The 26186-nt window shown below is 58.7% G+C and carries 24 protein-coding genes; 1 reads left to right on the top strand and 23 read right to left on the bottom strand.

What is annotated here, in order from left to right:
- Window positions 1-62 precede the first annotated feature (62 nt).
- Window positions 63-1304 carry a TIGR03790 family protein gene (locus BUB04_RS04705; protein WP_073037460.1) on the bottom strand — a complete coding sequence of 414 codons (1242 nt, stop codon included), beginning with the start codon at window positions 1302-1304 and terminating at the stop codon, window positions 63-65.
- A gap of 132 nt (window positions 1305-1436) precedes the next feature.
- On the opposite strand from BUB04_RS04705, the gene BUB04_RS04700 reads away from it, so the two are divergent.
- Window positions 1437-1871: a hypothetical protein gene (locus BUB04_RS04700; protein ID WP_073037459.1), complete on the top strand. Its 435-nt coding sequence runs from the start codon at window positions 1437-1439 to the stop codon at window positions 1869-1871.
- On the opposite strand, the gene BUB04_RS04695 is transcribed toward BUB04_RS04700, so the two are convergent.
- The 22 genes from BUB04_RS04695 to BUB04_RS04590 form a co-directional block, all read right to left on the bottom strand.
- Window positions 1819-2784: a hypothetical protein gene (locus tag BUB04_RS04695; protein WP_073037458.1), complete on the bottom strand. Its 966-nt coding sequence runs from the start codon at window positions 2782-2784 to the stop codon at window positions 1819-1821. The genes BUB04_RS04700 and BUB04_RS04695 overlap by 53 nt on opposite strands.
- The gene (locus tag BUB04_RS04690) at window positions 2781-4133 is read right to left on the bottom strand and encodes a VanZ family protein (protein WP_073037456.1); all 1353 of its coding nucleotides are present in this window, start codon (window positions 4131-4133) and stop codon (window positions 2781-2783) included. Before BUB04_RS04690 ends, BUB04_RS04695 begins: the two co-directional genes overlap by 4 nt.
- A 200-nt stretch (window positions 4134-4333) precedes the next feature.
- Complete coding sequence (locus tag BUB04_RS04685; protein WP_073037454.1) at window positions 4334-4981, bottom strand: exosortase C-terminal domain/associated protein EpsI; 648 nt, start codon at window positions 4979-4981, stop codon at window positions 4334-4336.
- Complete coding sequence (locus BUB04_RS04680; protein ID WP_073037452.1) at window positions 4978-5805, bottom strand: exosortase/archaeosortase family protein; 828 nt, start codon at window positions 5803-5805, stop codon at window positions 4978-4980. Before BUB04_RS04680 ends, BUB04_RS04685 begins: the two co-directional genes overlap by 4 nt.
- Entirely contained in the window at window positions 5802-6335 is a 534-nt protein-coding gene (gene pssE / locus BUB04_RS04675) for a PssE/Cps14G family polysaccharide biosynthesis glycosyltransferase (RefSeq protein WP_073037451.1), read from the bottom strand. Before pssE ends, BUB04_RS04680 begins: the two co-directional genes overlap by 4 nt.
- Entirely contained in the window at window positions 6332-6844 is a 513-nt protein-coding gene (locus tag BUB04_RS04670) for a glycosyltransferase family protein (protein ID WP_073037449.1), read from the bottom strand. Before BUB04_RS04670 ends, pssE begins: the two co-directional genes overlap by 4 nt.
- Window positions 6831-7943: a glycosyltransferase gene (locus BUB04_RS04665; protein ID WP_073037448.1), complete on the bottom strand. Its 1113-nt coding sequence runs from the start codon at window positions 7941-7943 to the stop codon at window positions 6831-6833. Before BUB04_RS04665 ends, BUB04_RS04670 begins: the two co-directional genes overlap by 14 nt.
- Window positions 7944-7983: 40 nt before the next feature.
- Window positions 7984-9984, bottom strand: coding sequence for a CRTAC1 family protein (locus BUB04_RS04660; RefSeq protein ID WP_178371906.1), 2001 nt, complete (start codon window positions 9982-9984; stop codon window positions 7984-7986).
- Window positions 9985-10035: 51 nt separating this feature from the next.
- A complete protein-coding gene (locus BUB04_RS04655) occupies window positions 10036-11031 on the bottom strand; it encodes a glycosyltransferase family 2 protein (protein WP_073037445.1) in 996 nt (331 codons plus the stop codon).
- A 59-nt stretch (window positions 11032-11090) separates the two neighbouring features.
- Window positions 11091-11948 (bottom strand): carbohydrate deacetylase, encoded by an 858-nt coding sequence (locus BUB04_RS04650; protein WP_084076185.1) that lies wholly within the window; start codon window positions 11946-11948, stop codon window positions 11091-11093.
- On the bottom strand, window positions 11902-13200 hold the full coding sequence (locus BUB04_RS04645; protein WP_073037441.1) for an SDR family NAD(P)-dependent oxidoreductase: 1299 nt from the start codon (window positions 13198-13200) through the stop codon (window positions 11902-11904). The genes BUB04_RS04650 and BUB04_RS04645 overlap by 47 nt, the downstream gene beginning before the upstream one ends.
- A 31-nt stretch (window positions 13201-13231) precedes the next feature.
- Entirely contained in the window at window positions 13232-14785 is a 1554-nt protein-coding gene (locus tag BUB04_RS04640) for a GMC oxidoreductase (RefSeq protein WP_178371905.1), read from the bottom strand.
- Between the two features lie 222 nt (window positions 14786-15007).
- Complete coding sequence (locus BUB04_RS04635) at window positions 15008-15409, bottom strand: DMT family transporter (RefSeq protein WP_143156354.1); 402 nt, start codon at window positions 15407-15409, stop codon at window positions 15008-15010.
- A complete protein-coding gene (locus BUB04_RS04630; RefSeq protein WP_073037436.1) occupies window positions 15390-16946 on the bottom strand; it encodes a glucosyltransferase domain-containing protein in 1557 nt (518 codons plus the stop codon). Before BUB04_RS04630 ends, BUB04_RS04635 begins: the two co-directional genes overlap by 20 nt.
- Window positions 16947-16968: 22 nt before the next feature.
- On the bottom strand, window positions 16969-17655 hold the full coding sequence (locus BUB04_RS04625) for a sulfotransferase family 2 domain-containing protein (protein ID WP_073037435.1): 687 nt from the start codon (window positions 17653-17655) through the stop codon (window positions 16969-16971).
- A gap of 20 nt (window positions 17656-17675) precedes the next feature.
- Window positions 17676-19751 (bottom strand): asparagine synthase (glutamine-hydrolyzing), encoded by a 2076-nt coding sequence (gene asnB, locus BUB04_RS04620; RefSeq protein ID WP_073037434.1) that lies wholly within the window; start codon window positions 19749-19751, stop codon window positions 17676-17678.
- The gene (locus BUB04_RS04615; protein WP_143156353.1) at window positions 19751-21007 is read right to left on the bottom strand and encodes a glycosyltransferase family 4 protein; all 1257 of its coding nucleotides are present in this window, start codon (window positions 21005-21007) and stop codon (window positions 19751-19753) included. The genes asnB and BUB04_RS04615 overlap by 1 nt, the downstream gene beginning before the upstream one ends.
- Window positions 21004-22221: a hypothetical protein gene (locus BUB04_RS04610; RefSeq protein ID WP_143156352.1), complete on the bottom strand. Its 1218-nt coding sequence runs from the start codon at window positions 22219-22221 to the stop codon at window positions 21004-21006. Before BUB04_RS04610 ends, BUB04_RS04615 begins: the two co-directional genes overlap by 4 nt.
- Before the next feature lie 128 nt (window positions 22222-22349).
- Window positions 22350-23264, bottom strand: a complete 915-nt coding sequence (locus BUB04_RS04605) for a sulfotransferase family protein (RefSeq protein WP_073037431.1) — start codon at window positions 23262-23264, stop codon at window positions 22350-22352.
- Window positions 23261-24427 (bottom strand): glycosyltransferase family 4 protein, encoded by a 1167-nt coding sequence (locus BUB04_RS04600; protein ID WP_073037429.1) that lies wholly within the window; start codon window positions 24425-24427, stop codon window positions 23261-23263. The genes BUB04_RS04605 and BUB04_RS04600 overlap by 4 nt, the downstream gene beginning before the upstream one ends.
- Window positions 24428-24565: 138 nt before the next feature.
- Window positions 24566-25360 carry a class I SAM-dependent methyltransferase gene (locus BUB04_RS04595; RefSeq protein ID WP_073037428.1) on the bottom strand — a complete coding sequence of 265 codons (795 nt, stop codon included), beginning with the start codon at window positions 25358-25360 and terminating at the stop codon, window positions 24566-24568.
- Between the two features lie 586 nt (window positions 25361-25946).
- A partial coding sequence (locus BUB04_RS04590; RefSeq protein ID WP_178371904.1) for an ATP-binding protein occupies window positions 25947-26186 on the bottom strand: 240 nt, incomplete at its 5' end.

Here is a 26186-nt window from a genome sequence, read left to right as displayed (position 1 = left end):
CCCGTCACCGAGTCCCCCACGGGATCGGCTTCTTCCCGTCGCCTTCCGAATACTCACCCGGATCATTTGCCAAACGGCCTGTAAAGGGGGTCTCCCACCAGGATCATCTGCCACGACAGGTAGGGCAGGCTCCCCAGGTAGGCCTCGCCCACGGTGAGCCCTTCCTGCACCAGGAGGCCAAAGAAGACATGGGGCATGGGAAAGGCCTGAAGGTAGGGTTCCCGCAGGGGGCCTAGTGTGACGGCCACCCCCTCGGCTTGGAGGTTCTTCATCCACGTGCGGGTGCTTTCGATGTGGTAGCCCACCGCCCCCGGAACCCAATCGAACGCGTCCACGTATTTTCCCACACTGTACCAGCCGCAGTAGAGAGCCGCGGACAGACACTGCCCGGACTGGAAGACGGTTTCGCCATCGTCCACCACCACCGGAAGACGACCGCTATTCCGGACGATTTCGGCCGCCTTGTGGATCGATTGGTCGTAAAGGGCATAGGCCGACCGGGATCCTTTCGGTGCGGGCCGGGATGCGGGCCATCGGGCGTCGAAGTAGGCGATGCCCTTCAGGCCTTCCCGTTCGGCTTGGAGCGTACGATCGATGAGCTTTTTCAGGGCCTCGGGCGGCACCCCGCCCAGGCGCGCCACCACCAGGATCCTTTCCGGAGAAGTCCATCGGCCTTTGGTTCCCGCACCCACATAGGCGGGATTCGGAACCCAGCCGCCCAACGGATAGGAAGGTATGAGCGCCAGGGCCAGTTCGGACTCCAGGGCGGCCGATTCCACGGGCCGGCGCATCCTGCGAAGGGCCTCTTGGATCTCCCTGAGCCTTCCTTCGAGATCTTTGCGAAGGGGGGACGCCTCCTCTTTTTGCAGCTCCTTGAGGCGTCTTCGCACTTCGGCCTCTTCCTTCTTGAGCAGCCTACGCCTTTGCTGCTCTTCGGCCGGCCTGGGCGGCGCATCCACCTGGACGGGCAGCCCGTCCATGAGCACCAAACACCGGATGGACGGAGAGCCCGCGGACGCAATGGCAGAAAGGACCGGTCCCAGGATCTTTTCCCGGTAGTCCTCACGGCTGATCCGATGCCCTCTCCCCGCATCCACCCGCACCAGGTGCGTTCGGGGGATCTTCCTTCGGGCCATGTAGTAGGAGGCCAGGTCCATACTGGTTGGAAGACCCCCGTTGGCGACCACCAGGGTCTGTCGGGGCGTGAGCGCGGCGTGGCCGGGCCGGCAGGAAACGGGCCAGGGAAGGCACCACAGGCTAAGCAGACACGCGCCGAGCTTCAGCAACCCCCTGAGGCTGGCCATCGGTTTCCTCCCCTTCCCCAACTCCATATTGGCCTTTGACAAGGCCCCTCCAATATGATTCATGTAGTGGAAACAGACGCTTCAAGGTAGGTTGGAATCCCCCCATCCGAGAAAAGCGAGGAGATGACGACGATGAGAGCAGCCCGACGGACCCTCTGGCTTCTTCTTCTGATCACCCTGGCCTACCAGACAGGCTGCAACACCTTGAAGAGCGCCATGGATGCCCGCCGCACCATGGATCTTTCGGCCAACATCGAGGCGCCCGTCCATGCGGTGTGGAACGCGGCCAACGAGACCCTGAGGCACCTGGGCGTGACGGTGCGCGGGAGCTCCTTCGACGGCCAACAGGGCTCGATCAGCGGGTCCACCCGTCAACTGGGGTATATCCGCGTCTACGTGTTCCGCGCCGGCCCCGATTCGGCCACGGTGGGAGTCCAGGCCCGCACCACGGCCCATCCCACCAGCACGCCGGACTACATCGATACGCAATTCGCCCAGAAGATCATCGACGGCATCAACGAGCGCCTCGGTACCGGTCCCGCCCCGGCCGGGGGGAGCCCCGCCTGAAAAGGCCCCGGCAGGCCCCCACGGAAGACTGGCATAGGACGCCCATGGCGAGGATGCCCCCATGAACCACGGCGTATCGCATGAAAAGATGCATCCCTGAAGCCAGTCTTTCCCGATCGGCGCTCAACAGGAACTGAAGAGCGGAAAAGGTCCGGCCGTACTTGACCACGTGCCCCTCCGTACCCAGGACGGCGAGTCCCCAACCCACCGGAACGCTCGCCGCCGCCACCGCGAAAAAGGCCAAGGGCAGGATCCGGGCCCTGCCGTCCGCCAAGACGGTCGGAAGGGACATGCCGAGGCCCAAGAGCAGCACCCAAAGGAAAAGGGCGAGGAGCCGGGCGTTTCGTCCATGGTTCGGAAGGAGCTCCGTGATGTTGTCGGTGTTGGCCCCGTGGACCACCACCACGTACCAAAGCACCACGGCGAAGGCGACGGTTCCCAGGACGTCCCACCGCAGCAATCGGCGAATACCTCCCACGGCCGCCAGGGCCGCACCGTCCAGAACGGCCAAGGGCGCCCCGAAAAGCCCGGCCAATCGGCACCCGAGCTCCATGGAATCCGGCCAGCCCAGCGTGGGGGATCCCACCAGGTCGTGAAGCGACTCGGCGGGCGCCCCGTAAACCACCAGAACAGACACAAGCAAGGACTGGACGGCCCAGAGGACCGAAATCGATCCCGCCGAAAACGGGTTCCCCGCTCCGGAACCGGGCCACGCAAGGCGGCATGCCAACAGCATCGGACTTCCCAGGACCAGGTAGAGGATCACCGCCAGAAAGAGCCCGCCCCGGACCCAACCTCCGTGTCCGAAGATTTCCTTCACGTTATAGGGGATCCCGGGGAGGTGAAGCGCCGCCCAGACCGCCAGGCAGCAAAGAACCGAAACACCCGCGAACCAAGGGATGAAACGTCTCACGGCCTGCTCCCGGTTCGACTTCCTAAAATTATTGGAAAGATCCGCGCGCCCCCCAGGGAGCCCATCACGGCCCCCACGGTCCCCAGGACGGCATCGCTCACATCGGCCACTTTCCCCGGCAGGGCCACCTGGCCCAGTTCCACGCCGAAGGCCGCGACCGCCAGAAGGGGGACAACCAGCGCCCACTTGAGCCACGCGTTCCCCCATCGATCCAGGGGCGACAGCATGCCCAACGCGAAGAACCCCAGGGGTGCGAACCACAGGAGGCGCCTCAGGATCTCGGTGAGTCCCATGAGCTCACTCCGGTAAAAATAGGTGATCAAGGGAACCCTGAGGAAGTCATGGAGGCGGGCGGAGATCTCCACCGCATTGCGCGTGAAGTTGAAAGGATACCAGAAGATCCACACGACCACGAGGCTCCAGGCGAGGAATCCCACCAGACACACCGGCCACAGGAAGGAGGCCCCGGGCCGTTTTTCGGGCGCGATGGCCGATCGGTGCCGCCACACGGCGGCGACGATGACGGCCCCAACGCCGGCGGCCACGATATCGGTCGTATCCGTCGTGCGGGAGAAGACGAGCAGCTGCATCCCTTCCAGCAGGGTCGACAGGGCGACCGTCCACCCTACGGCCGCCGCTCTGGACATGCGCGATCCCAGCAGAAACAGCGCACACACGGGAGCCCACAACACCACATCGGTTGCGAATTGATAAACGGCTTCCGCGGCGGATTCATAGGCGAACGTCCACGGTATCAGATGAACGCGGCCGTCCCTCCACTTCCGGAACAGGTCCGCCGGGCTGAGCGTCAGGTCGAGAGGCATCAATTGATACAGGAAATAAGCCCACATGTAGGCCACAAGCATGGACCTGGCAACCCGCTCCAACCGCGACTCGGAGCGAAAGGCCGAAACCCACTCATCCAGGCGGGCTCCCATGCTCCGGTGGAGGAGGATTCCGCACACGGCCCCCAGCACCTGCGCCGACAGGTCCGATGAGGAGGGCACCCTCGGCGGGAAGAAGAACTGCAGGAATTCGACGAGCGAAGAAAGGACGGCGCACGCGAGCAGGGCGGCAAGGGCGGCCCCGACATCTTTCAGGAATCCCAGCCGGGTCCGAAAGAACCCAAGGGCGAAGAAGGCCGTGGGAACAAGGATCAGGAAGTTGGCCGCCCAGTCGCTTTTGGACCGAATCCCAAAATCCCAAAAAGATGGCGAAGTGACTCTGGAAACGGCTTCCTCCAGGCCCATGGGCCGGAAATGCAGGGGAACGAGGCTTCCATAGGCCACGAAGAGGACGGAGGCGAGGAAGAGCCATCCATAGGGCCGGAGGTTTTTCCTGTTTTCCATGGGGGCCTCCATCTTCCGGTGCGCATGGCTCGGGCGCCGGAACCGGGCCGGTCACCCGCCCGGAGTTGCGCAACGAGAACCACGGGGCACTCCGGGCTGGGGAGGAGAGGACAAAAAAACGAGCCGCATCGTGGCCGGCTCGTCCGAAAAACGTTGAAATCCGCGGCTGATTGGGAAGCGCGCGATGCGCTCGCCCTCCGTCAGCCGGGCAGAACCGCGTCCAGGTGCGGCAGGAGGAGGTGCAGGAAGTCCTCCAGGCGTGCCCGGGCCTCTTCCGTGCCCAAACCGTCCCCCGACGTGGAAAGGCGGATGAAGGCCACGTCCGTCCGGTGGCGTGCGAGGCCGTCCACCACCATCCAGAGCTTCTGGAGGTATTCGTTGGCCACCGTTCGCCGGCCCGTCTGGAACCAGTAGAAGAAGACTTTCCGTTCCCCGGAGCGTTCGTAGACGGAGCGCACCACCTGGACCACCCGGCCGTCCCCGACGGGCACCTCCTCCCGCACTACTTCCTCGGCGAACCAGCCGGAACCGGGCATGCACAGCTTGGGGGAGTGGGGATGGAACTCGCTGGTCTGCTTCCCGTGGTAGGTCATGAAAAGGCCCACGGTGGCTCCGGACCCGTCGGTGTAGGTGCGAAAGAGCATGTCCGTGGGTTCCAGCACCTTCTGCACGTACGGATCCACCACCACGTCACGGCCGGAATAGGGGCCGATGGTCTTCGGGATGGAGCTCAACGGCTTGAGGGGCTTCAGTTCGGGAATGTGCTCGAAATCCTTCGTGGCCGCCCACGCGGCGGACAGAAGAAGAGCCACCACCACGGCGGGAATCCATCCTCGCGCTCCCATCATTCGTCTCCCTTCCTTTCCCATCGCCCCAGAACAAAGCTCGCCGTGAAAAGAAGCGCCAGGGCCACCCCGAAGATCACCAGGCCGGCGAATTCGTGGAAGAATCCCTGGGCCGTCTCCGGTCCGAAATGGTGGGCCAGGATCCCCGTGGCGATGATCCGCACCACGTTCACTCCGACGGCGATCGGGACCCCCAATGCCAGCAAGACCACACGATACCCCGCCTTCTTGTGAAAGAACCAGCCGATGGCTCCCGCCAGGGCCAGCACGGAAATGAGGGAGCGCATGCCGCTGCAGGCGTCGGCCACCTCCAGAGTGAGTCCCGGCAGATGCAGCACGTTGCCTTCCCGAAGGAGCGTGTAGTTCATGGCATGGAGGGCGGCGGCGGAAACCCTGGCGGCGAAGAGCTTCATGGGAACGGCGATCTCGTTGTAGAGAAAGTAGGGAAGCGGAATCATGAAGAGCAGATAGAAGATGGGAAAGCGCAGCTTCCCGAACCATTCCCGCCCTCCCAGCAGCAGGGCGATTCCCGAAAGAACCCCCAGAAGGGACAGGCGCACCGTGAACATCTCATCGCCCATCCGCCCCAGGATGTAGAGGCCCAGGGACCCGACCACCAGGAGATAGCCCAGGGGATGGGCCCCGGTCATCGGCGTTTCCTTGAGAGTCTCCCGTTTTTCCCACAGGTAGTAGGCCGACACCAGGGGCACGAGAAAGCCGTGGGAATAGTTGGGATCCTGAGACCATTGATGGACCAGACTCCGCAGGGGTTCATAATAGAGCAGCCCGAGAGGGACGGCCACCAGGATCCATTGCAGTGTTCTCATGCGCTTCTCCCCTTCCCGTTCCGGGACATGAACCGATTCGTAAGAACCCTCCCCAGCGGTTCCCCCGCCCTTCCGTCTCCGTCCTTTTCGATCCGCTCCATCAGGTGAAGGGCCAGGGAGTGGAACGGAAGCCCCCGGGCCCGGTAGCTCCGGGCTTCCCGGATGTAGGCGGGCAGATCCCTCAGATCCCGGCACCACAGCACGCTGTCCACTGACTGCAACTTGTTGAGAAACTGCACCTGGTGGTCGTCCACCGCCAGCGGATTGGCCACGGCCACGAAGGGCTTCTGCATGCGGAGGAGCTCCAGAACGGTCCCCGTTCCTCCGTGGGCCACCACGACGGAAGCCTGCCGGTACCAGGGATCCAGGCTGGGTTGGAAGGCGAAGAACCGGCAATGCCTGGGCCGGTACGTCCCCGTTCCGATCTGGCACACCACCGGGTCCCGGAGGGCGCCGCTTTCCACCAGGTGATCCACATGACGGATCAGATCGTCGAAAGGAAGGGTCGTGCCGACGGTGACGAAGATCATAGAATGTTTCCTTCGAATTGAGCTCTTTTGTAGAGTGCCCTGCTTTCGGGCCACTGGACGTAGAGGCCGTCGCACAGCTTGAGATGATCCAGGATTCTGCCCGTGAGAGACGGCACCGTGACTCGGGTGATGCTCTCCACGAAGAGCGCCCTCCTGCCGAGAACCCGCGCCCATACGCACAGCGGGATGGCCAGCGAGGTGCCCACGGCGATCACCACGTCGGGATCCACCCGCCGCACCACGCGACCCACTTCCCAGAGGGATCGCAGCAAGTCCGCCCCCACGTGGCGTTTCCGGGGTCGTCCCAGCTGGGTCAGGCTGCTTACCCGGTGCTCGGTTCCCTGGGGAACGCCCAAGGCGCGAAGCGTTTCCGGCAGAGGGCGCGTGGTGAGGTAATGATAACAGAAGCGATCGTCGAAACGGGAAAGAAGCGCCACCGTCTCCCAAAAGAAACCGCCTCCCGGCAACGTGACGAGCAGTCGCTTTTTTTGTCCGTTAGTTCGAGGCAAGGACTCCTCCCTTTTCCAGCATGGATCGATACAGGGCGTCGTAGGCGGCCGTCATGGCCTCCAGGCTGAAGCGCTCCAGGACGGTCCGACGTCCGCGCCGGCCCTGCTCCCGCCCCTTTTCCGGCTGCCGCAGATAGCTTTCCACGGCGCGCGCCAGCAGCTCGGGGTCGCCATCCTCCAGCAGGCAACCCGTAACGCCGTCTTCGATGATCTCCGGATTCCCCCCCACCCTGAGCGCCGCCACCGGGACCCCACAAGCCATGGCTTCCAGGATGGTCATGGAGATGCCCTCCATCAGGGACGGCAGGACGAAAAGATCCAGGTTTCTCAGGATGTCGGGAACGTCCTTTCTTTCGCCCAGGAAATGAATACCGTCCCCGGCCTGCGCCCTGAGGGCCTCCATCATGGGGCCGTCGCCCACCACCACGAGATGGACGTCGGGGTGCCTGCGACGAAGAAGCGACACCGCCCGGAAAAGGCTCACATGGTTCTTGATGGGGTCCAGCCGGGCCACGATGCCCAGCAGGAAGGAGTCGTCCGGGAGGCCCAGCTCCCGACGCAGCACTCCGGGACCGTCTCCGGGGCGAAAGAGCTCCGTATCCACCCCGTTGTAGATCTGAACCACGGGGCACCGAACGCGCACGGTCCGGGAAAGCCAGTGCTCCATCTGCTTCGACACGCACACGACGGCATCCATGCCGGAAGACAGCAGGCGGCGCACCACCAGCCGCTTTTTGTTTCGCCCGTCCAGATCGTCCATCACCCAGCCGTGCTCGTTGTGGAGCACGGGGCCGACGCCTCCCAGGCGGGCGGCCGCCACGGCATCCATGCCCGCCCAGTTGTACGTGCACAGAAGATCCGGGCGCCACCGGCGAAGTTCCGCAGCCAGGCGAACGAGGAAAAGGGGGGGATTGCCGGGAGGTTTTCCCAGTTCCACCACCGGCGTCCCCGGAGGCAGAAGGTTTGCGGCGGCCCCCGCCCGGCTCATGCACACCAGCGCGTGTTCGTAGCCTCTCAACCGCCCCACAAGGGACGCCACCACCTGTTCCATCCCTCCGGTGTGGAACGAGGACAGCACGTGCACGATACGCGGCTTCATGACTCTCACGAGAACTGGACGTAATAGTCAATTAAGTGTGTTAGGACCCATGTGAAAAATCTGAATCTCTATCCACAACGAGTATCGTATCAACGGGAACATCGTGCATCACTTGTTTCCATCCGTCCGGCCATCGAATTTCAATCCGATCCGCCTTGGGGTGTTCACCCAGACCAAAGTAGAGTCTATAGTGCCCCTGGGAAAAGAACGACCCTTCGTTCGTTCCCACCTGCTGCATCTGAGAGCCTCCAGGGGTGAAAATCGTGACCACCGCGCCAATGCCATGTCTATTTCCGTGGTCTTGTGAAAGATCAATCTGAAGCCAATGATTATTGGCACTCAGGTTCTTATACAGCAGGAGTTTCCATTGCTCAGGATGTATTCTCTTGGACGATAAAATCCACCAGGGTCTGTAATCGGGGTTTTCGTGAAGCGCCAGCAACACGTCTCTCCGCCCATCATTGTCCATGTCGAACCAGTTCACCAAGGCGGCCATGTATTTTTCATTTTCCGCGAACGCAAGGATTCCCGTTTTATGAAAAGAACCACTGGCATCCTGTTGGAAGAGCCCTTGGGGGAAAACATAGAGGTCCATCCTGCCGTCGTTGTCATAATCGACCCAGTTTGCCGCCATGCTCGTTCTCGGGAGCCCGACTCCAGCAACGTCGACTATAGCGAAATTGCCTTTCTCGTTGCGCAGGAACACATTTCCGCGACGGGATGCTGAAAAGATATCCAGGTCCCCGTCTGCATCGAAGTCCGCGGCCGTCATCTTTCCGTCGAAAAACCAACGATTGCTCGTACTGGCACCGATTCTCTCCGCCGACCCCAAGGGCCTTTTCAGTATCCATTCCGCTACATATTTACCATTGCGGTTCCGATATAGGCAGATCCCTTCGTCCTGAAAGGCGACCAGGTCAGCGTCGCCATCGTCTTCCGCATCGATCCAGACGTAGCTTCCGATCTGTTTTTCTGGAAGGCCAAGCCCTATTTCTTCGGCGACGTCGTGGAAATAACCATCCTTATCCTGGACATAAAGTTGTTTGGGGAATTCCCCTTCCACATGGTCTCGATCATAGCAGTTGACAAACAAGTCCAATCGATTATCTCCGTTGACATCTACCCAGTTGGCATGTCTTCCGGAACACCCTTTTTTCTCGAAGCCGACAATCGAAGCCACATCTTCATATGTACCCTCGGGTCGACTAACCAAGAACTCATCCTTTATCTTTTTCCTTATAGGTTCCGGGCATGCTACGAGGGTTCCGCTCAAAGCCCCGCGGTTGATGTAGATATCCATTCTGCCATCGCCGTTGATATCCGCCCATGCCATCGCGTGACGGTCTTGCATACTCAAGGAAAAATGAGTGGTCGGGGGAGAGACCTTGCCTTGTCCTACATAAAGCTGATCGGCTGTGATGCCTCCGGAAAAGGAAAAATGGAGGGGGAGACCTTGTCCTCCGGGCCTCAAGACCATTTTCCCATCGCCGTTTGGGGAAAATTCGACAATATTCTCAGCACAGTAGGATGAGTTCCCTTTTATGGCGACTTGAAATCCTTTGTTGCCTACGATCTTTACAGGGTCGTAGAGAACCAGCCGCCCATGCCACCGCCCCACGTCCTTTCCTTGTTTATGGACGATGACGATTTGTGTGCCATACCAGTAAACGTAAACCCCGCTCTTATCAAATTCAGGCTTCCGATAGGCCAGTTCGGCCAGAGGAAAGTTTCTGTCCTGGTCGAGACCCCATTCCGAAACCACGTCCCTGTAGAATCCCCTACCGTCCGAGATCCAGAGCACTTGCCTGAAGTGATGGTTTGATGTGTAGATGTCAAGGAACTGGTCACCATTGGCGTCCACGACGCCTATGTCAAAAAGGCGTTGGGTCACCTGTGCCGGCAGAGGGCATTCGCTAAAGTTTCCTTCTGCAGAGATCCTGTTTTGGTAGAGGAGTAAGGAAGAAAACGCAAGCAAGAGCAATGCGAGCGTTATATATACAAAGCCTTTCGTTGGTAGTCTTCCAAGCGCTTCTAAATTCATCCCGCTGCCTCGCACTCCCATTCGGCTCCTCGCACGAAAACGCCTTTCCCTTTAATTGGCACCGGCATTTCTCGGTTGTGCGGGCACAAAGTCTTCAGACTTGCCCGGACTGAAACCGACACTGTCTTCCACTAAATAGTAAGGTCGCGCCTTGATCTCATCATAAATCTTGGCGATATATTCTCCGATTATTCCAAGACTGATCATAATAAAGCTTCCCAATATGAGCAGCGTCGAGATGGTGGTGGTAAAGCCGGAAACGGCCCTGCCACGGAACCAGCCAATCAGGGCCTCAGTCCCTACACTGAAACCGAAGACGAGGGTCAACAATCCGAGCAGGGTGACAATCCTGAGGGGAGCGCTGGTAAAAGAGACGGTCGCCGTGGTGGCCAATTCAATCAGCTTCAGCAAGGACCATTTCCCCACTCCCTGCGCGCGGGGTTCCACATCGAAAGGAATGCTTGCGTGGGAATATCCCACCCAATCGGCCAGTCCTCTATAGAACCTTCGCCTTTCGGGCACCTGATTCGCAAGGGCATCGACAACGACTCGATCCAGCAGTTTGAAGTCCGATGAATCATGGATATTGATACCCCCCATCTTGGACAGCACCGCGTTGAAGGCCTTGGCTCGAAGTCTCGCAGCTATTCCGTCCCCGGCCCGATTCTTCTTGACGCCATCCACAACACGAGAGCCCTCCCGCCACGCCTCCAGCATGAGGGGAATCAATCGGGGAGGATGCTGGAGATCTGCATCCATGGTAATGACCGCCTGACCCCGGGCAACGCGCAAACCGGCTAGTATTGCGGACTCTTTACCGAAGTTCCTGCTGAAGCGAAGCGCCTTGATGCGGCCTTCCCTCGCGGCCAGGTCCCGAACCCGATCAAACGTCCCGTCCCGGCTTCCGTCATCCACCACAATGATTTCCCACTTCACCCCGCAGCTTGCGAGAACACGTGCAATCTCCTTCAGGGTACCCACAATCCCCTCGGCTTCATTATGGGCCGGCACCACCACACTCACGAAATCGGTCCGTTCCAGGTCCATTGAGTTCTCCCCCATGCCCGGAGAAAGATTGGCAAAGGTCGTCCATAGGCTGTGCAAATTCAACTCTTCAGGGCATCCAAGTGTCGATAGCCGACGATCTCAATATTCCTGCGCTGCAACCGCTCTCGTGTTTTACGGCACGTCAGAAGACGCAATTCGCCTTCCCAGTCGTGATAACGCCGAAGCACGCCGCAACGGATTTCCGAAGCATTGAAAAAGCCTGGATGGCACATGAGTTCGTAGATTCCATATGGTTGCAGATGGGAAGTGAGTCTTTCCAGGCAACTCGGTCCCAGCTTGCCACTTGATGACAGTCCCAGCATTTGCGGCGTAGCCTTGCACATGAATTTTCGATTAAGCCGATTGCAGATGTCCAAGGCAACAGAGCGAGCAAGAACTGAACCGGAGGACAAAACAAACTTGTCAGAAGCAACAAAACGAACATGACTTATTTGATACTCATTGGCCAACGCCACAACTCGTTGGTACAGTGGAGGAAACATGTGGATATGCTCATGAGAATTTATGAAACGGAGGGGCATCCCCAGCAAGAGGCACTTCTCTATCTGGGCGCGCCACTCTTTCTCTATCTCCTCTTTCTTGATCCTCCCAATGAGCAGCGACTGGACAATATGTCGTTTTCCCGGAAACCTTCCGTTCCGGCAGAGCAACTTCTTTTTCATATCCAACGTCAAGGGGCTCCCCCATGTCAGGTTCAGGTGTATTCCGATGTCCACATCGGCGGATTCCCGGAGCCATGCCCACTGTTGGCTCAGTCGGGGAGAGGTGGCCATCACACCCGTTGCCGTGACCATACCTTGAGTCGCCGCGTAGATGATTCCCCGGCTGACGCAATCAAAATAGCCGTAGTCATCGGCATTGATGATCAGATAGGCTGGTTTCGCAGCGGCCGACATCGTCTCCTCTTCCCCGGACCGCCTTCCGGAAAAAACGACAGCGCAGGCTTCTTCCCCCAAGGCAGATGGCCCAAGTCAGCAAGGCAAACCATAGCGGCGGTCTTATGATTCGTTTTCCCTTTGCGAGGGCCTGAAGGATGTGCCTGGCCACACGATCACTGGAAATGGACAAGAGGCGGCCCAGGCCGCGCACGGGCATCCGTGATTCAAAGATCCCCGGCTCGACGATGAGAACTTCCAAGGGAGAACCGTCCGTTCCCGCCAATTCCTGCTCGAGACTTTCGGACCAGATGCTCAACCCCGCCTTGGAAGCATTGTATCCACCGGTCCAGGGCATACCGTGCCACCGCCCCATGCTCGAGACCAGCACCAACCTTTTACGGGGCCGAAAACGGTCTGCGGGAGACGAATTTATACCTTGCGTGGGCACCGTTGGAGCAATCCGCTGGGTATCAGCAAGAAACCAGCCCGCAAATTCGACTGCGGAGAAGAGATTGACCTGAAAGGTTTCTCTCAGCTTACCCATATCGAGAACCGATGTTTCATCGTACTTGGTCCCCGCGCACAGTATGGCCACATCAAGAGCATCAGGGAGGATCCCTGCTCTCTCGAGAGCGGAAACCAGCGCGTCGGCCCTAGCCAAGTCGGCAAGCAGCAGTGTGACGGAAGCGGACACAGGGAGGCATCGTTCAAGTTCCTGCCGGGACGCCTCGGTTCTCAAGGTTCCGATGACATGGGCTCCCTGTCGCAGGCAGTGAAAGAGGAGCTCTTTTCCGAGCCCTCCGTTGACGCCTGTAATGAGAACCCTCTTACCTCTAAGAGTATCCTTGGACTGCCATGCCTTTTCGAGCTTGTAGACCGAATAGTGCCATGCAGACCAAGGGATAGTGATCAACAGGGAAAGAAGGAATCTTCCTCCCTCTCGAACGAGTGTCAGGATTGGGAACCATCCGGGCCCCGCGGCGGCCATTTGCCGGTATCCGAGATCATTACATTCATGCAAGGCGATCACAGCGTTCAGGATCCGGCGCAGCGGGTGATCCGGAAAAATGAATCGGGTGAGTAGATCCAATGGCACCAGTCGGGATCTTGACAGGCGCAGATCACTTAAATAAGCTGAGAAACCCCGTTGCTCCCGTTCCACATTACATCGGTCCGCCACATACCGCACCAGCTTTCGGTAGAGATCGGGATTGGGCGTGACTCCCAGATAAGCGCAAATCTCCTCGTAGTCCTTCTCTCGCACCCACATGGGGATGGTTCCTCCATGTTCCATGGACGACTTAAAGATCTGCCTTCATGGCCACACGAGTGGCATGGGCCGCAAGGGACAGCGTCATGGACTTGCTCGGCAGGGACGGAAAGGCCGCTCCATCGGCGATATAGACGTTGGAAAACAAGTTGGAACGACCTTGCGAATCACAACACTTGGGGCCTTCCCCCATGGGGACGGTACCTGCGTAATGAATGCCCGCGCCCGGGCGAGACCGAAAGACACCGCGGGGGATACATCCCAACCGCCGCAGAGCAGAATGAACCCGAGAAACCACTCGATTCACGAGATGCTCCTTGGCGCTGATATCCTCGTATGCCGGTAAAACCTTCCCCATGGGCTCGGAGGTTTCGGCAAGAACCAGACGGTTCCCTCTTTCTATCCTATCCGGGAAGAAGAGCGTCACCACTCCCAACGCCGCCTTTATGGAGAAAAAAATATTTTTGGATGTTCGGCTCCCGAAAGGCATTCTTTCAATAAGTGGGTGATACAGGAGACTGGTCAGGTGAAGCACCTCCCCATGCATATAGGTGGGCCATCCCTCCACCCGATTCTCAAGACCCATGATCAGACGATTGAACTGAAAGGATCGAGCGTCTGCCGCAGCTCCGATGTTTCTTATCAAGACGTAGGGGAGCTTGACGACCGCTGTGTCCAGTAGGCCGACCGTTTCCGGGCCGAGATCGGGGCGTGTTCGATTCAAGGTTCTAAGGAAGATGGATCCTGTACCCAAAGCACCTGCGGCCAGAAACACAATGTGGCAGGTCTCCCGCAAGATTTGTCCCGTCCGGGTATCCATATACCGGATGGAGGTCGCCCTGTTGTCATCCGTCTCGAGGGAAAGGACAAACCGGTTGGGAAGATATCGAAAGCCGGAGTGTTTCCTACAATCCGCCAGGGTGGTCACGGCCGGATTGTATATTGCCTTCTTCGGGCACCCCCAGAGGCACCGGTCACAATAATCACAGGCGTTCTCGAATCTTTGGTCGGTCACAACGGCAAGCCGCGCCCTGCCCAGTCTGATTCCCCGTCGAAGAAATTGCTTTCTTATTCGCGCGTAGGCGACCATGAGTTTTTGATCGGCGGTGGACAATTTGACAGGCGGCTGGGAAGGGGAGACCCCGCGACAATAAGGTGACAGGTCGTCCTCATTCGGGCCCGACACCGGAATCCTTTTGGACGCCTTACGATAGGCGGGCTCCAGATCCGCAAATGAAATAGGCCAGCAACTCAGGTCATCGTCGTCGAAGGCCATTACGTTGGCCCCCCATCCATTGGCAAGCCCACCCTTGGCATAGGAAACATAGGGCACGAAGTTCGTGTCTAGAAAGCACCACAAGGGATCGGACCGAGAGACCAGAAAATCGCGGGATGGGGGGTAGCGCAAAAGCTCCGGAGCGTTGGGTTCAATAATCCCCTCCAGACATTCACCAAGAAAGTAGGAAACAGGATCCTCCACGATGTCCTTGAGTTCATGAAAGGTGACGCCGTCTTGGGGGAAAGGAGGTTCCTCCCGTCCCACATCCCACAACTCAACGTTGCATCCTCTCTCCAGCAAGGTCAACGCGGCATGCGCTCCGCTGACCCCCGATCCCACAACGATGCATTTCATCGGATCCTGGTCCCGCTCTCTTCGATCCAGATTAACCCCATCACGGGCGGCCCGTGACGATGAAAGATGAAACGCACCTTTGGCAAGCAGACCCTTGATAGGGGCGAATGATTATTCGCCCCCATAGGCCGCGCACACGGACGGAACGAGGTCGCGTGTCAGATAAACAGACTATCAGGAAAGAATGAGGTAGATGGCAACCATCCCGCACGCTAGCCCGAGTACATGCCTGCCGCCCATGGCTTCACCGATGAGAAGCCCCACCAACGAAACGATCATGATCTGAGCGATCGTCATCACGGGATAAATTTTATTGAGAGCAAAATATTTTAGTATTCTAGAATAAAGAATAAAAGAAAAGCAATACACTGCGCCACTGGCCCCCATGTATACAAACCATGTGAAGCTTCTTACTTCATAGTATGAAGACTTCTTTAGTAGCACTTGAGCCAGTGCCGTAGCGACAATGGCGATAGGGACAAGAACCTTTGGCGACGGAACGAACATTTTTTTATATTCCCGGCCTAAAGTCGAATGTTCACGATAAGATTCCCGTTCAATCTTTTGAAAAGACAACCACCCCCATGCCGTTGACAACGCCCACACTCCCCGGCTTCGGCCACGGCGGGTGACTGGAGGCATAGGATAGGACCTGGGGCATGGAAGAATCCGCCTGAATGAATACAGCCTCATCACGCATCAAGGAAGCCAATTGCCTCATGTGCCTCGCGTCCATGAACTCCGTGGCAACACCCGTGGCCGGCTTGAATGGGAACGTTGAAGGCATATTGTAACTTCCCACCACGGCCACTGTCTTGCCGTCCCATTGGGTGTCGGGCAGGGATCTCAGGCGAGCCAGGACCTGTGTCAAGGTGGAATAATGGGAAAGGGTGTTCAGATAATTGACGGTCGAGATCCAATTGCATTGCGCAGCATAGCCCAAGACAAGGATTATTGAAAGAAGGACTGCCACGTTCCGAGCCAGAGGTCGCCGCCAGGAACAACTCACGATCCAAAAGGCCCCCGCCACGACCAAGGCGTATGCCGTGAGCGTCAGAACATGGTAATTGGCCCGGGGGTGAAGTATCTGCAACGTTCTCGGAGTGAAGCAGGCCGTGAAGAACAAGGCCAGTGCCAAGGCCTTTTCCGGCCGCTTAACAACCAATCGGCCGCATCCATATACCGCCAACAGAATAAGGAGTAGCTGGATTCTCTTGACAACGTTGGGAAAGTAATTTTCCGGCCACATGAAGAAGGCCCGGGTTCCTTGGAAAACGCTCTTCATTGCTGCCAGCATCTCCTCAGGATGCTGGAGGCGATAGGTGAGGCTGAAAGCCCTATCCGCTCCCTGCGATGCGTCGAATGGAATATTCATGAAAAATATAATCAGAGCGTAAAGGCTTCCTCCCACCAACAGAGACAGAATGGCGGTGACACACGGCCGGACGAGATCACATAGGAATGTCCTGCGGTCTCCATCGAAGAAAAGAACCTTGATTACAATCCAAAGCAAAAATATCGTCACGGCGTTGGCTAGTACCGATTGATAAATGGAAAATGCAAGAATATACAAGAAGGCGGCAGCCGGCACCGACAATACCGGCTTTCTCACGGAAAGAATGACGGCCAGAGCGCTCAGAAGATGAGCCAATGGGTAGGCGATCATGACCGAATTGTATTGATACACATGGGCCATGTAAGGGAATACACTCAGAATACAACCGATAAGCGCAAGGTCCAGGGTTTTGCGCGCTCCCCAAAAATGCCCGACCACTAAACCATACAACCCCATGAGGGACGTGCCCACCACCGTGTCGAGAAGGGGCACGAAACGGCCTCCTTGGACGTAGTAAAAGAGCCAGGCATGACCGAATCGGCCCAAGTAGTAGCCCACAAGTGGTTTCTGCACCATCAGATGATTGAGATCATCGTGATGAAGGGTCAAGTTGAATAGTTCAAACCCAAAAGCTAGAACGCTGCAACAAAAAATCGCTGCAAAGGCTTTCTTGTAGGCAGGATCGATCGCATCCCACCATGGTGTCAAGCGCCGCTCGATGGGCGTGTCGCCTAATCCGCCCAATGATGTCAGCCCGACGGGAAGTTTTCCAGCCATTCTCTTCAACCTAGCCCCTGATTCAGCTCTCATCGAACACGTAACCAAAGAACTTGATGTCGTTTGCGTGGCGGTCGGCCACTATCTTCTTGCTCTTTTCGGTGTAATACTCAGAATAATGATGTTTATCCGGCCGAAATCCTTTTTTCAGTGAGGGCAATTCCAGTGGAGGCAACCCGATGATTTGGCACACCTTGTTCAAATCATCCGATAGATTTTCGTAGCGAACCGCAAAATCTACACATAGATCTCCGTCAATAAGATAGAATTTATCATTAGTCTCCCATTCTCCTTCGACAAATTTATCAAATACCTTGCGGATTTCTCGAAGTTCGTTGAATGGCCAGCCCAATTTGTGATAAATTTTTCTTTGTGGTTTAAATTCCGGTTTGTTTCTGGAGTGCCAGAAATAGAGCGAGACAACTCTATCCCAAGGGTTTCTCACTATCGTAAACTTAAAATATTCTTTCCAGACTGAATCTCCGACTTTCTTTCTGATTGAGACGGCATGGTCATGTTGCCAGAAACCTTCCGCATTCATAGACTTATGGATCCAGCGCCCCTGCTCATCGCGATTGAATTTATAGTCGCCCAAAGGAGTCACGACGTCCGGGTCTTGGCAGTGTTGAGAGAGAGCAGCCTCCACGCTGGTACCCGCAGTCTTAAGGGACTTTATAAAAATGAATTTATGCGTGTGTGAAATGATCATCGCATCCTCTCCATGATGTTCTATGTCGGCGATGCCAGAAACCGATTCGCCCAGGCGTTGAGCATCAGGATGGTCCAGAGTTCCATGCTGCGATCTCTTCGGTTTTCCTGGTGCTCGTCCCACATGGCGGCCGCGACCCCTGAATCCAGGAACCGCCGGGTCCCCTCCCCTTCCACCACCAGGCTCCGGGCATGTTCCTTCAGTTCCCCCCGGAACCACGCCCCCACGGGCACGGCAAAGCCCTTCTTCTTCCGATCCAGCACCTCGGGCGGCACGCAACGCCGAAGAGCCTTCCGGAAGATGTGCTTTCCCTGCAAGCCGTTGAGCTTGAGGCGCCAAGGAAGTCCCGCCGCGAATTCCACAAACACATGATCCAAGATGGGACACCGGACTTCCAGCGACACGGCCATGCTCGCCCGGTCCACCTTGGTCAGGATGTCTTCGCACAGGTAGGTCTTGAAGTCGATGTACTGAAGCCGGGAGAGATGGTCCCGAGCCGGGGCCTTCCGGTAGAGATCCCGAAAGAGGTCCACCGTTCGGTAGCCGTTCAGCGCCTTGCGGCAGTCGCCGTTCAGAAGCCGGTTCTTGTCTTCTTCCGGCATCCCGGACATGGAGGCGAAATAGGCGTCCGCCGGATCCCTGGCCACGTTGGCAAGCACCGTCCCGGCCCGAAGGAAGCGCGGCACATCGGGCCTTCTGGGAAACAGGCCGGCCAGGGGCTCCAGGATCCCCCGGCGTAGGATCCGGGGAACGAAGCGCCGGGCTCGGTCCTCCGCCACATCGAATCGATAGCGGCTGTATCCGGCGAAGTTCTCGTCTCCCCCGTCGCCGGAAAGGGCCACCGTCACCACCCGACGCGCCATCTTGGACACATAGTAGGTGGGGACCGCCGACGGGTCGGCAAAGGGTTCGTCGTAGTGCCAGGCCAGGGTGTCGATGACGGGCAGGCATTCCGGGGTCACCCGGAATTCATGGTGATCGGTGCGGAAAAGCCGGGCGACCCGGCGCGCGAAGGGAGCCTCATCGTAGTCGTCCACATCGAAGGCGATGGTGTTGGTGGTGACAGGCTCCGAGGACGCGGCCGCCATGAGCGCCACTACGGCCGAAGAGTCCACTCCGCCGGAAAGAAAGGCCCCCAGGGGCACATCGCTGATGAGGCGCAGGCGGACCGCTTCCTGCAAGAGGCCGTAGAGGGCGTCTGCCAGATCCTCTTGGCTGCGCGCCTGAACGGTCGGTTCGAACGAGAGGTCCCAGTAGGACCGAACGGTCAGGCCCGAAGCGGACACCACCGCCTCGTGGCCCGGGGGCAGTTTCCGTATGTCCCGGTAGATGGTCTTGGGCGCCGGAATGTACTGGAGCGACAGATAGTCGCAAAGGGCCGTCTCGTCCACCTCGGGGGTCGTCCCCAGCGCCGCCAAGATCGCCTTGATTTCCGACGCGAAGTAGAGCCTTCCGCCCAGGTCCGCATAGTAGAGAGGCTTCTTGCCCAGCCGGTCCCGCACCAGCCACAGGCGGCTTTTCCGGCCGTCCCAGAGGGCGATGGCGAACATGCCCCGAAAACGCTGCACCGCGCCCGTTCCCCATTCCTCGTAGGCATGAACGATCACCTCGGTGTCCGTGCGGGTTCGGAACACATGGCCCCGCCCCATGAGTTCAGCGCGCAGCTCCTGGAAGTTGTAGATCTCGCCGTTGAAGACGACCCAGACCGTGCCGTCCTCGTTGGTGAGAGGCTGGCGGCCTGCATGGAGATCGATGATGGAAAGACGGCGGTGGCCCAGGGCGATGGGGGGGAGTGGGGAGTGGGGAGTGGAGAGTAGGGAGTGGGGAGTGGGGAGTGGGGAATCGTGAAATCGTGAAGTCGTGAAGTCGTGAAGTCGTGAGGCTGGGGGGGCGTCATCGGCGGGGGGGAGAGGCGCGGGACCTTGCGTTTCGGCTAGGGAGGCATGGCGGCCGGGTTCGGGACTCCAGAGACGCCCGTGGACGTAGTAGCCCTCGTCGTCGGGACCGCGATGGGTCAGCGTGCGTGTCATGCGGACCAGTCGATCCGGGTCCGGGGGAGATCCGTCGCGATGCAAAATGCCGGCGATACCGCACATCAGCCCATCGATCCTTTCCTTGTCCCCGGGGTTTCGTTCGCGTGCAGAATCTTTCGGAAGATCCGGATCACCTCGTCGGCCACCTGCGACCAGTCGCGGCGGGCCGCATGGGCGGCGATGGCCGTTCGGTCCCATGGGCGGGAAAGGCCCGACAGCAGGGCCTCCTCAAGCGCCCCCGGGTCCCCGGCCGGTATGAGGATCCCCAGGGTGTCCCGGCACATCACCTCGCGGTTTCCCCCCACGTCGGTGGTGACGACAGGGGTGCCGCAGGCCAGGCTTTCCACAAGCACGTTGGCCCATCCTTCGTTGGTGGTGGGAAGAACGAAGAGATCCGCCGCCGAATAGTAGGCAGGAAGCATTTCAGGGGGCCGGGGCCCCTCCATCCGGACGCGGTCCCCCAGGTTCCTTTCCCGGATCATTTTGATGAGTTCCGCGCTCATGTCCCCTTCCACGGAGCCTCCGCCCACCACCACGTAGACCAGATCGGGATGGCGGCGACAAAGGCGAGGCATGACCTCCAGCACCCGGTGGATGCCCTTCCTCCTCACCAGCGCCCCCACGGTGAGGATCACCGGCGCCCCTGCGGGAAGCCCCAACGCCCGGCGGGCTTCTCCTCTTTGCATGGGACGGAACCGGCGCGTGTCCACGCCGTTGGGGATCACATGGACCTTGGCCGGGTGCGCCCCCAGCTCCACGGCCAGCTCCCCCAGGGAGCGGCTCACGGCGATGAGGGCGTCCGCCCGCCGAAAGGCGCGCATCATCTGAGTCTTCTTGGATCCTTCCCGCGCATGGGGCACCTCGGTTCCCCGAAGGGTGATGGTGAAGGGAACCCGAAAGCGGCGGGCCAGTAAGCTCGCGGCCACCCCGTCCGGGTAGGTGAAGTGGGCGTCGATGAGCTGGAAGGGAAACCGGCGGCGGAGCTTGTGCAAAACAGGCAGAAGCGACAGGGCGTACAGGCAGCCGTCCAGGCCTTTCAGCACCCCCGGGGGGCAAAGGAAAGGGGGGTGGAGCACGGCACCGTTTTCCGGGCTCACGCGGCCGGGGATCGCCGGGCGATAGCCCCTCCTGACGGACCGGATGAGGGGATCCGCCGGAAAGTAGGGAACGGGGGCCACGACTCTCACGTCTTCCCCCCGCTCTGAGACGCGGCGCATCCGCTCGCGGACGAACAGGCCCAGGGAGGGCTGCGCAGGGTTGGGATAGACGGAAGACAGCGTGAGTATCCTCATCTCTTTCGCCTTCAGCGGACTCTTCACGCGGCCTCCCCGAGACGGATCATGGAAACGAAGGTTCCGCCGGGCTGGTGGAGGGGCACGTCACGGCTCCGCCATCCCGGAGGAGGCGGCTCTTGGCGCGGAAAGCCGGGAGGGGCTCGGTGTCCGGGTTCGTCGGCGTTGCTTCCGGGGTTGATAAGGCATGCTTCATCCCCACTCATCGGCTCATGGGGATCCCAGAAAATAAGGGTGGTCATGAGGGTGTCCCGCCTTGCGGAAAAGTTTTTCCCGGAAAAGGAAATTTTCTTCGCGCCCGTTCGCATGCCGGGATGCATCCGGTGCACCACGTAGCCTTTCCAGCTTTCGCCCGCACGAACGGAAATTTCCTTGTATCCCACCGGGCGCAGGAAGGCGTCATGGAGACGTACGGCACCGACTCCCCCGCCGGCTTTCACGGCTCTTTGGGCCAGCCGGGCGGGCACCAGGCTGTCGGTCCTCCACACCATCTGGTAAAGGGTCTCCCGGTCGGCCCCCAGGGCGCTGGATATGAAATAGCGGTAGGAGCGGTCCCTTGAAGTGGGGTTGGTGATCCGGACGGGCACGCGGATTTCGCCGCCCGGCGGCGCCACGGCCCGGTGGAAGGATGGGTCCACCTCCACCAGCCGCGGTCGGCGCTCCAGGCCCAGGCAGTCCAGCTCCCAATCCGCCCGTTCCGCATCCCCATCTCCCAGACTGACGAACTGAACCTGGCGTAGGGTGGCCCAGAAGTCGTAGGGAGCGGTCACGCCCGAGGCGGCGTACCAGTGGTAGTAATCGCGCTGCTTCTGGAAGGCCTTCTCGGAAAGTTGAACCCGGATCCATCGCCCGGAGCACTCCGGCCGGAAGGAAAATTCCGCATAACCGTGCATCATGGAATCGGTGGCCAGCCCCCGATTGCTCGGTCCCCCCACGTGCTCATCGCCCGGCTTCCAGTGGTAGGTCCACACTCCGAACGTTCTCTCCCCGGTTTTTGAAAGAAGGGGGGAACCGGAAGGAATCCGAACCCAAAACCGAAGTACGTCGGCGCCCCCGGGAACGTAACGCCCGGACCCGCTCAAAAGATAAAGCCTTCGAATCCCCGCCTGGAAGAAGACGGAGCGGTGCTCGGGCGTGAGCTCCACAACGGCCCGTCCCGTTCCGTCCACATCGTCTCCGGCCGCCCAGCGCATCACCCTGGCGTCCACCGGCCGGAATCCCAGGCGGCTTTCGCGGGCCACGGGGATTCCCCTCTCGAAGCACGTGAGACGGCCCGCCGCGACATTTTTCCCCCCGGCCCCAGCGCTACGGGAGAGCGCCAACACACAGCCGATCATCAGGAAGAGACGGATTTCCCGGCGCATTCTTTTCATGGCACGGGATATCCCAGCTGTTCCAGAACCGGAGCCGCGATCCGAGTCGCTTCCGAGATCTCCTCCCGGTCCCAATGCCGGTAGGTCTTCGTCTTGGGCTTGAACCCGCGCGCTGTTTCAATCTTGTGATCCTGCAGGCCGAAGTCATGGGGCCTTTTGTGATAGGCCAGCACGCCAGGTTCCCAAGCCTCGCCCAGGAACTCAAAGACGGGCGGAAGGTATCGGTCGGGGTCTTCCGCGTAGTCCTCGTATCGAATCCGGTGGCAGCGATCCGGATGACGCCGCTCAAAGTCGATCATCTTCCCGCATTGATCCTTCCAATAGTGAGTGAAGGCCAGGCGGGGCGAACGGGTGAACTCTTCCGCATAGCGCCTGGCCGGTCCCCCCAGGCCGTCGTTGGCGTGAACGGCCGCCATGGATTGAGCCACGTCCAGGCCGTGGCGGTAGAGCATGATGTAGCGGCATTGGGCCCCGAAGAGCAGGTCGATGAAATCGAGGATGTCCACATACGAGGGGGTCTTGTCCACCCAGCGGGCCTTGCCCTTGGCCAGAGCGTAGTCATCGTAGATGGTCCAGGCGAAGTCGCGAAGACGCTCCAACAGGCCCTCCTCATCCACGCCCACGCCACGGAGTCCCTTGCGCATCCAGTCGGAACCCCACATTTCGGCCAGACTGTTGAGGAAATTGGTCTCGGGCGGCACGGCGATCCGACTGTGGCTGTCCAGAACATAACGAAGGAGGGTGGTCCCTGAGCGGTAGACCCCGATCAAGAAGCTCGGCGGGCAACGCTTTCGTGCGGAAGGATCCACGACCTTCACCACGGTCTTTTCCCGGACCGGCGGGCCTTCGATGAGGCGGCGTACTTTGTTGATTACCCGCATCCACAGCGGGGGGCCGACCTGTGCGCTCATGTCTTTTTCCCCTTGCCCAGAATGTCCGCCGTCCTTTGTGCCGAAACATCCCAGGAGAATTCCCGATGTGCCCTTTCATAGCCTTGTTCGGCCAGCTGCCGGTTCAACTCGGTGTCGGTGAGCAGCCGATGGAGCGCTTCCGCAACGGCCGAAACGGAGGAACCGTCCACCCGAAACCCCGTCACCTCGTGGATCACGGCATCACCCGTTCCTCCGGTCAGGCCCGCGATGGGGGGCGTCTTGCACGCCGACGCCTCCACGTAAACCTTGCCGAAGCCTTCCGTGTCGTTTCCCACATCATAGTTGGGCATGGCGAAGACGTCCGCCGCCTGGTACCAGAAAAGGAGTTCCTCGTCGGGCACGGGCCCCAACAAGCGAACCCGGTCGGCTACGCCGCACCGAACCGCCGTCTCACGAAGGAACGCCTCGTCCGGACCGATTCCTGCCACCACATGAGTTGCGTTCACACCGAGATCCTTGAGAATCGGTAGGGCCTGGATCACCTGATGAAATCCCTTCCTTCGGGTGAGGCGCCCCACGGAAAGGATGATCGCCTGTCCGTTGTCAATCCCCATCCCTTGTCGGACCTTCGCCTTGTCGGCGCAGGGACGAAAAAAGTCCAGGTCCACTCCGGGATAGACCACATGAATCTTATGTTTGTCGACTCCCAGGTCTTGAAGAAGGCGAGCCGTGAACCGGCTATTTGCCAAGAGGGCATCCGCCTTGCGGAAGACAAACCGCATGAGCCGGTATTTGGCGGGGGTGCGCCAAGTGGTGATCTCTTCCCCGTGGGCATAGATCAGGAGAGGGAGGCGCCGCATCCGCGAGACGATCCATCCCACAAACCCCTCAGAAAGCACCCGGCCACAGTGGACCTCGTCAAAGATGTGAGTCCACGCAAGTGACAGGGACTTTCGGAGCAACCTCGCATAAATCAGTAGGGACTCAGGCCGAAGCCACGGCACCCTTTCCAAGGGTAGCCGATGCACCGTATTGGGGCTTTTCTTATCAAAGTCCGCGGCCCCGGGTTGGTCGGTCGTCACAATGTGGGTTCCCTTGTCGCCGATCCTTTTATAGACTTCTTCGAAAGTGGTGTTGGATCCACCCTTTCGGGGAGGGAATTTTTCCGTAATGACAAGGTAACGCTTTCTTTTATTTTCCAATGAGGCTTGATCCTTATATGGCCCTTTGGGAATTGTCAATTTCTCAATCTAACTTCTAACGCACGGACTACTCTAATCCCTGGAGGCCGATTTATATCTTACTTAATATGGTTTCAGGCTCCACATCTATCATCCAACCTAGCTCTCCTCAGGAAAAAATTCCAGCAGATCGGGGTCAGGCGATCTGTACATTTCGTCATGCCGACGAACAGCCTCAGCGATCATGACTATCCTATCCACCCGCCTGTCATATTTACCCATAATACGCTTCATCATATCTTTGATACGCATCACGAAACTGTTATTTATCTCAGGCACCCACTCTTTCCTGATGTCAAAGAACGAAGATTCCACCCACTCTCTCAAGCACCGATGAGACGGGACCCACCAGTTGCTTTTGTCATGATTCAGAATATTTTTATAATGGTAGGTGGCGTAACAATCTTTATCGTCAGAGTATATAGACCCTTCGACAATAATCATGCCCCCCGTCTTCATTACTTTCCTTAGCTTCGACAAGGCCAGCAAGGGATTTTTCAAGTGATAATACACTCCGCAGAATATTACGACATCAAAGTCATTGATGCCAAGTTGCTCGACGTCATATACATTGAGGTCAGGATAATATTGAGCCCTGGACCCCAGGACTTTATGGGCAAACTTGAACGCCGGGCTGCACCAATAATTCACGTGGGTCAAATAATCGATGGAATAGACATCCGCCGCACCTCTTTTCTCCGCCTCAAAGGACCAAAGCCCATTGCATGTTCCCACGTCCAGAACCTTCTTCCCTGAAAAATCTATTTCTTGGAATGCTTTCAGGATTCGCTGGTTTACGGGCCATTTCCCGGGCGTTACGACGCCATTTCCCAAGTCGATGGTATGCATCCAATTATAGGTATGCATTTCCTGGACGAGTCGATCCCTATCCATATGATGATATCCTCCAAGTCTGATTGTCCGCCTCGACTGCCTGCAGGAAAGACACAGAGATCCTGCCCCTTTTTATAGGGCATGCGAATATCACCGGGCAGTACCATTTGTCTTGCGTTTCACCCCAGCCACAGCAATTTTCCGGGGTCATGTCACAGCCTCATGATGCTCCCCTCATCGCCTTCCAGGCCCCCGCGGGAACTTCCATTGCCGTCAGCCCGTGCAGATAATCATCGACAATACCCTGGGAACGGCTGGTGATCACGGCCTTACCCATGGACATGGATCCCAAGAGGCGGATCCCGTCGGCTACGCCGCATCGAACCGCCTTCTCGCGAAGGGAGGCCTCGTCCGGCCCCGCTTCCCACCATCACATGCATTACGTTTACACCAAGCCCGTCGAGAAACGGCACCCTTTCCAAGGGTAGCCGATCCTTTTATGGACTTCTTCGAAAGTGGTGTTGGATCCACCCTTTCGGGGAGGGAATTTTCCCGTAATGAGCAGGTAGCGGTTTTTTTGTTGTCAATGGCCAGTTATTTTGACCCTTTTTTGGACAACAATTTTGACCCACTTGGGACAAAAAAATCAGCCTTGTCGTTTCTGTCTCAGTCGATAGCTTTCCCCTCCCATGATGAAGATGTGTGAATGGTGAATGAGGCGGTCCACGATGGGCACAACGACGTTGTCGTCATGGAAGAACTCGCCCCAGGCGGTAAACTCCTTGTTGGTGGTGATGATCACGGAACGGTATTCGTAAAGGGCGTTGACCAGCTGAAAGAGGTTGTAGCGTGCCTGCCGGCTCATGGGCAGATATCCCAGTTCGTC

This window comes from Desulfacinum infernum DSM 9756 (assembly GCF_900129305.1).
GTDB classification, from domain to species: Bacteria; Desulfobacterota; Syntrophobacteria; order Syntrophobacterales; family DSM-9756; genus Desulfacinum; species Desulfacinum infernum.
Note: the sequence above shows the minus strand (reverse complement) of the source record. Positions and strands in the feature narration are given on the sequence as shown.

What these genes read in the sequence shown, in the direction of transcription:
- BUB04_RS04705 (WP_073037460.1), bottom strand. Translation starts at nt 1,304, where the DNA reads ATGGCCAGCCTCAGGGGGTTGCTGAAGCTCGGCGCGTGTCTGCTTAGC.
- BUB04_RS04700 (WP_073037459.1), top strand. Translation starts at nt 1,437, where the DNA reads ATGAGAGCAGCCCGACGGACCCTCTGGCTTCTTCTTCTGATCACCCTG.
- BUB04_RS04690 (WP_073037456.1), bottom strand. Translation starts at nt 4,133, where the DNA reads ATGGAAAACAGGAAAAACCTCCGGCCCTATGGATGGCTCTTCCTCGCC.
- BUB04_RS04685 (WP_073037454.1), bottom strand. Translation starts at nt 4,981, where the DNA reads ATGATGGGAGCGCGAGGATGGATTCCCGCCGTGGTGGTGGCTCTTCTT.
- BUB04_RS04680 (WP_073037452.1), bottom strand. Translation starts at nt 5,805, where the DNA reads ATGAGAACACTGCAATGGATCCTGGTGGCCGTCCCTCTCGGGCTGCTC.
- pssE (WP_073037451.1), bottom strand. Translation starts at nt 6,335, where the DNA reads ATGATCTTCGTCACCGTCGGCACGACCCTTCCTTTCGACGATCTGATC.
- BUB04_RS04665 (WP_073037448.1), bottom strand. Translation starts at nt 7,943, where the DNA reads ATGAAGCCGCGTATCGTGCACGTGCTGTCCTCGTTCCACACCGGAGGG.
- BUB04_RS04660 (WP_178371906.1), bottom strand. Translation starts at nt 9,984, where the DNA reads ATGAATTTAGAAGCGCTTGGAAGACTACCAACGAAAGGCTTTGTATAT.
- BUB04_RS04655 (WP_073037445.1), bottom strand. Translation starts at nt 11,031, where the DNA reads ATGGACCTGGAACGGACCGATTTCGTGAGTGTGGTGGTGCCGGCCCAT.
- BUB04_RS04650 (WP_084076185.1), bottom strand. Translation starts at nt 11,948, where the DNA reads ATGTCGGCCGCTGCGAAACCAGCCTATCTGATCATCAATGCCGATGAC.
- BUB04_RS04645 (WP_073037441.1), bottom strand. Translation starts at nt 13,200, where the DNA reads ATGTGGGTGCGAGAGAAGGACTACGAGGAGATTTGCGCTTATCTGGGA.
- BUB04_RS04630 (WP_073037436.1), bottom strand. Translation starts at nt 16,946, where the DNA reads ATGGCTGGAAAACTTCCCGTCGGGCTGACATCATTGGGCGGATTAGGC.
- BUB04_RS04625 (WP_073037435.1), bottom strand. Translation starts at nt 17,655, where the DNA reads ATGATCATTTCACACACGCATAAATTCATTTTTATAAAGTCCCTTAAG.
- asnB (WP_073037434.1), bottom strand. Translation starts at nt 19,751, where the DNA reads ATGTGCGGTATCGCCGGCATTTTGCATCGCGACGGATCTCCCCCGGAC.
- BUB04_RS04605 (WP_073037431.1), bottom strand. Translation starts at nt 23,264, where the DNA reads ATGAGCGCACAGGTCGGCCCCCCGCTGTGGATGCGGGTAATCAACAAA.
- BUB04_RS04595 (WP_073037428.1), bottom strand. Translation starts at nt 25,360, where the DNA reads ATGGATAGGGATCGACTCGTCCAGGAAATGCATACCTATAATTGGATG.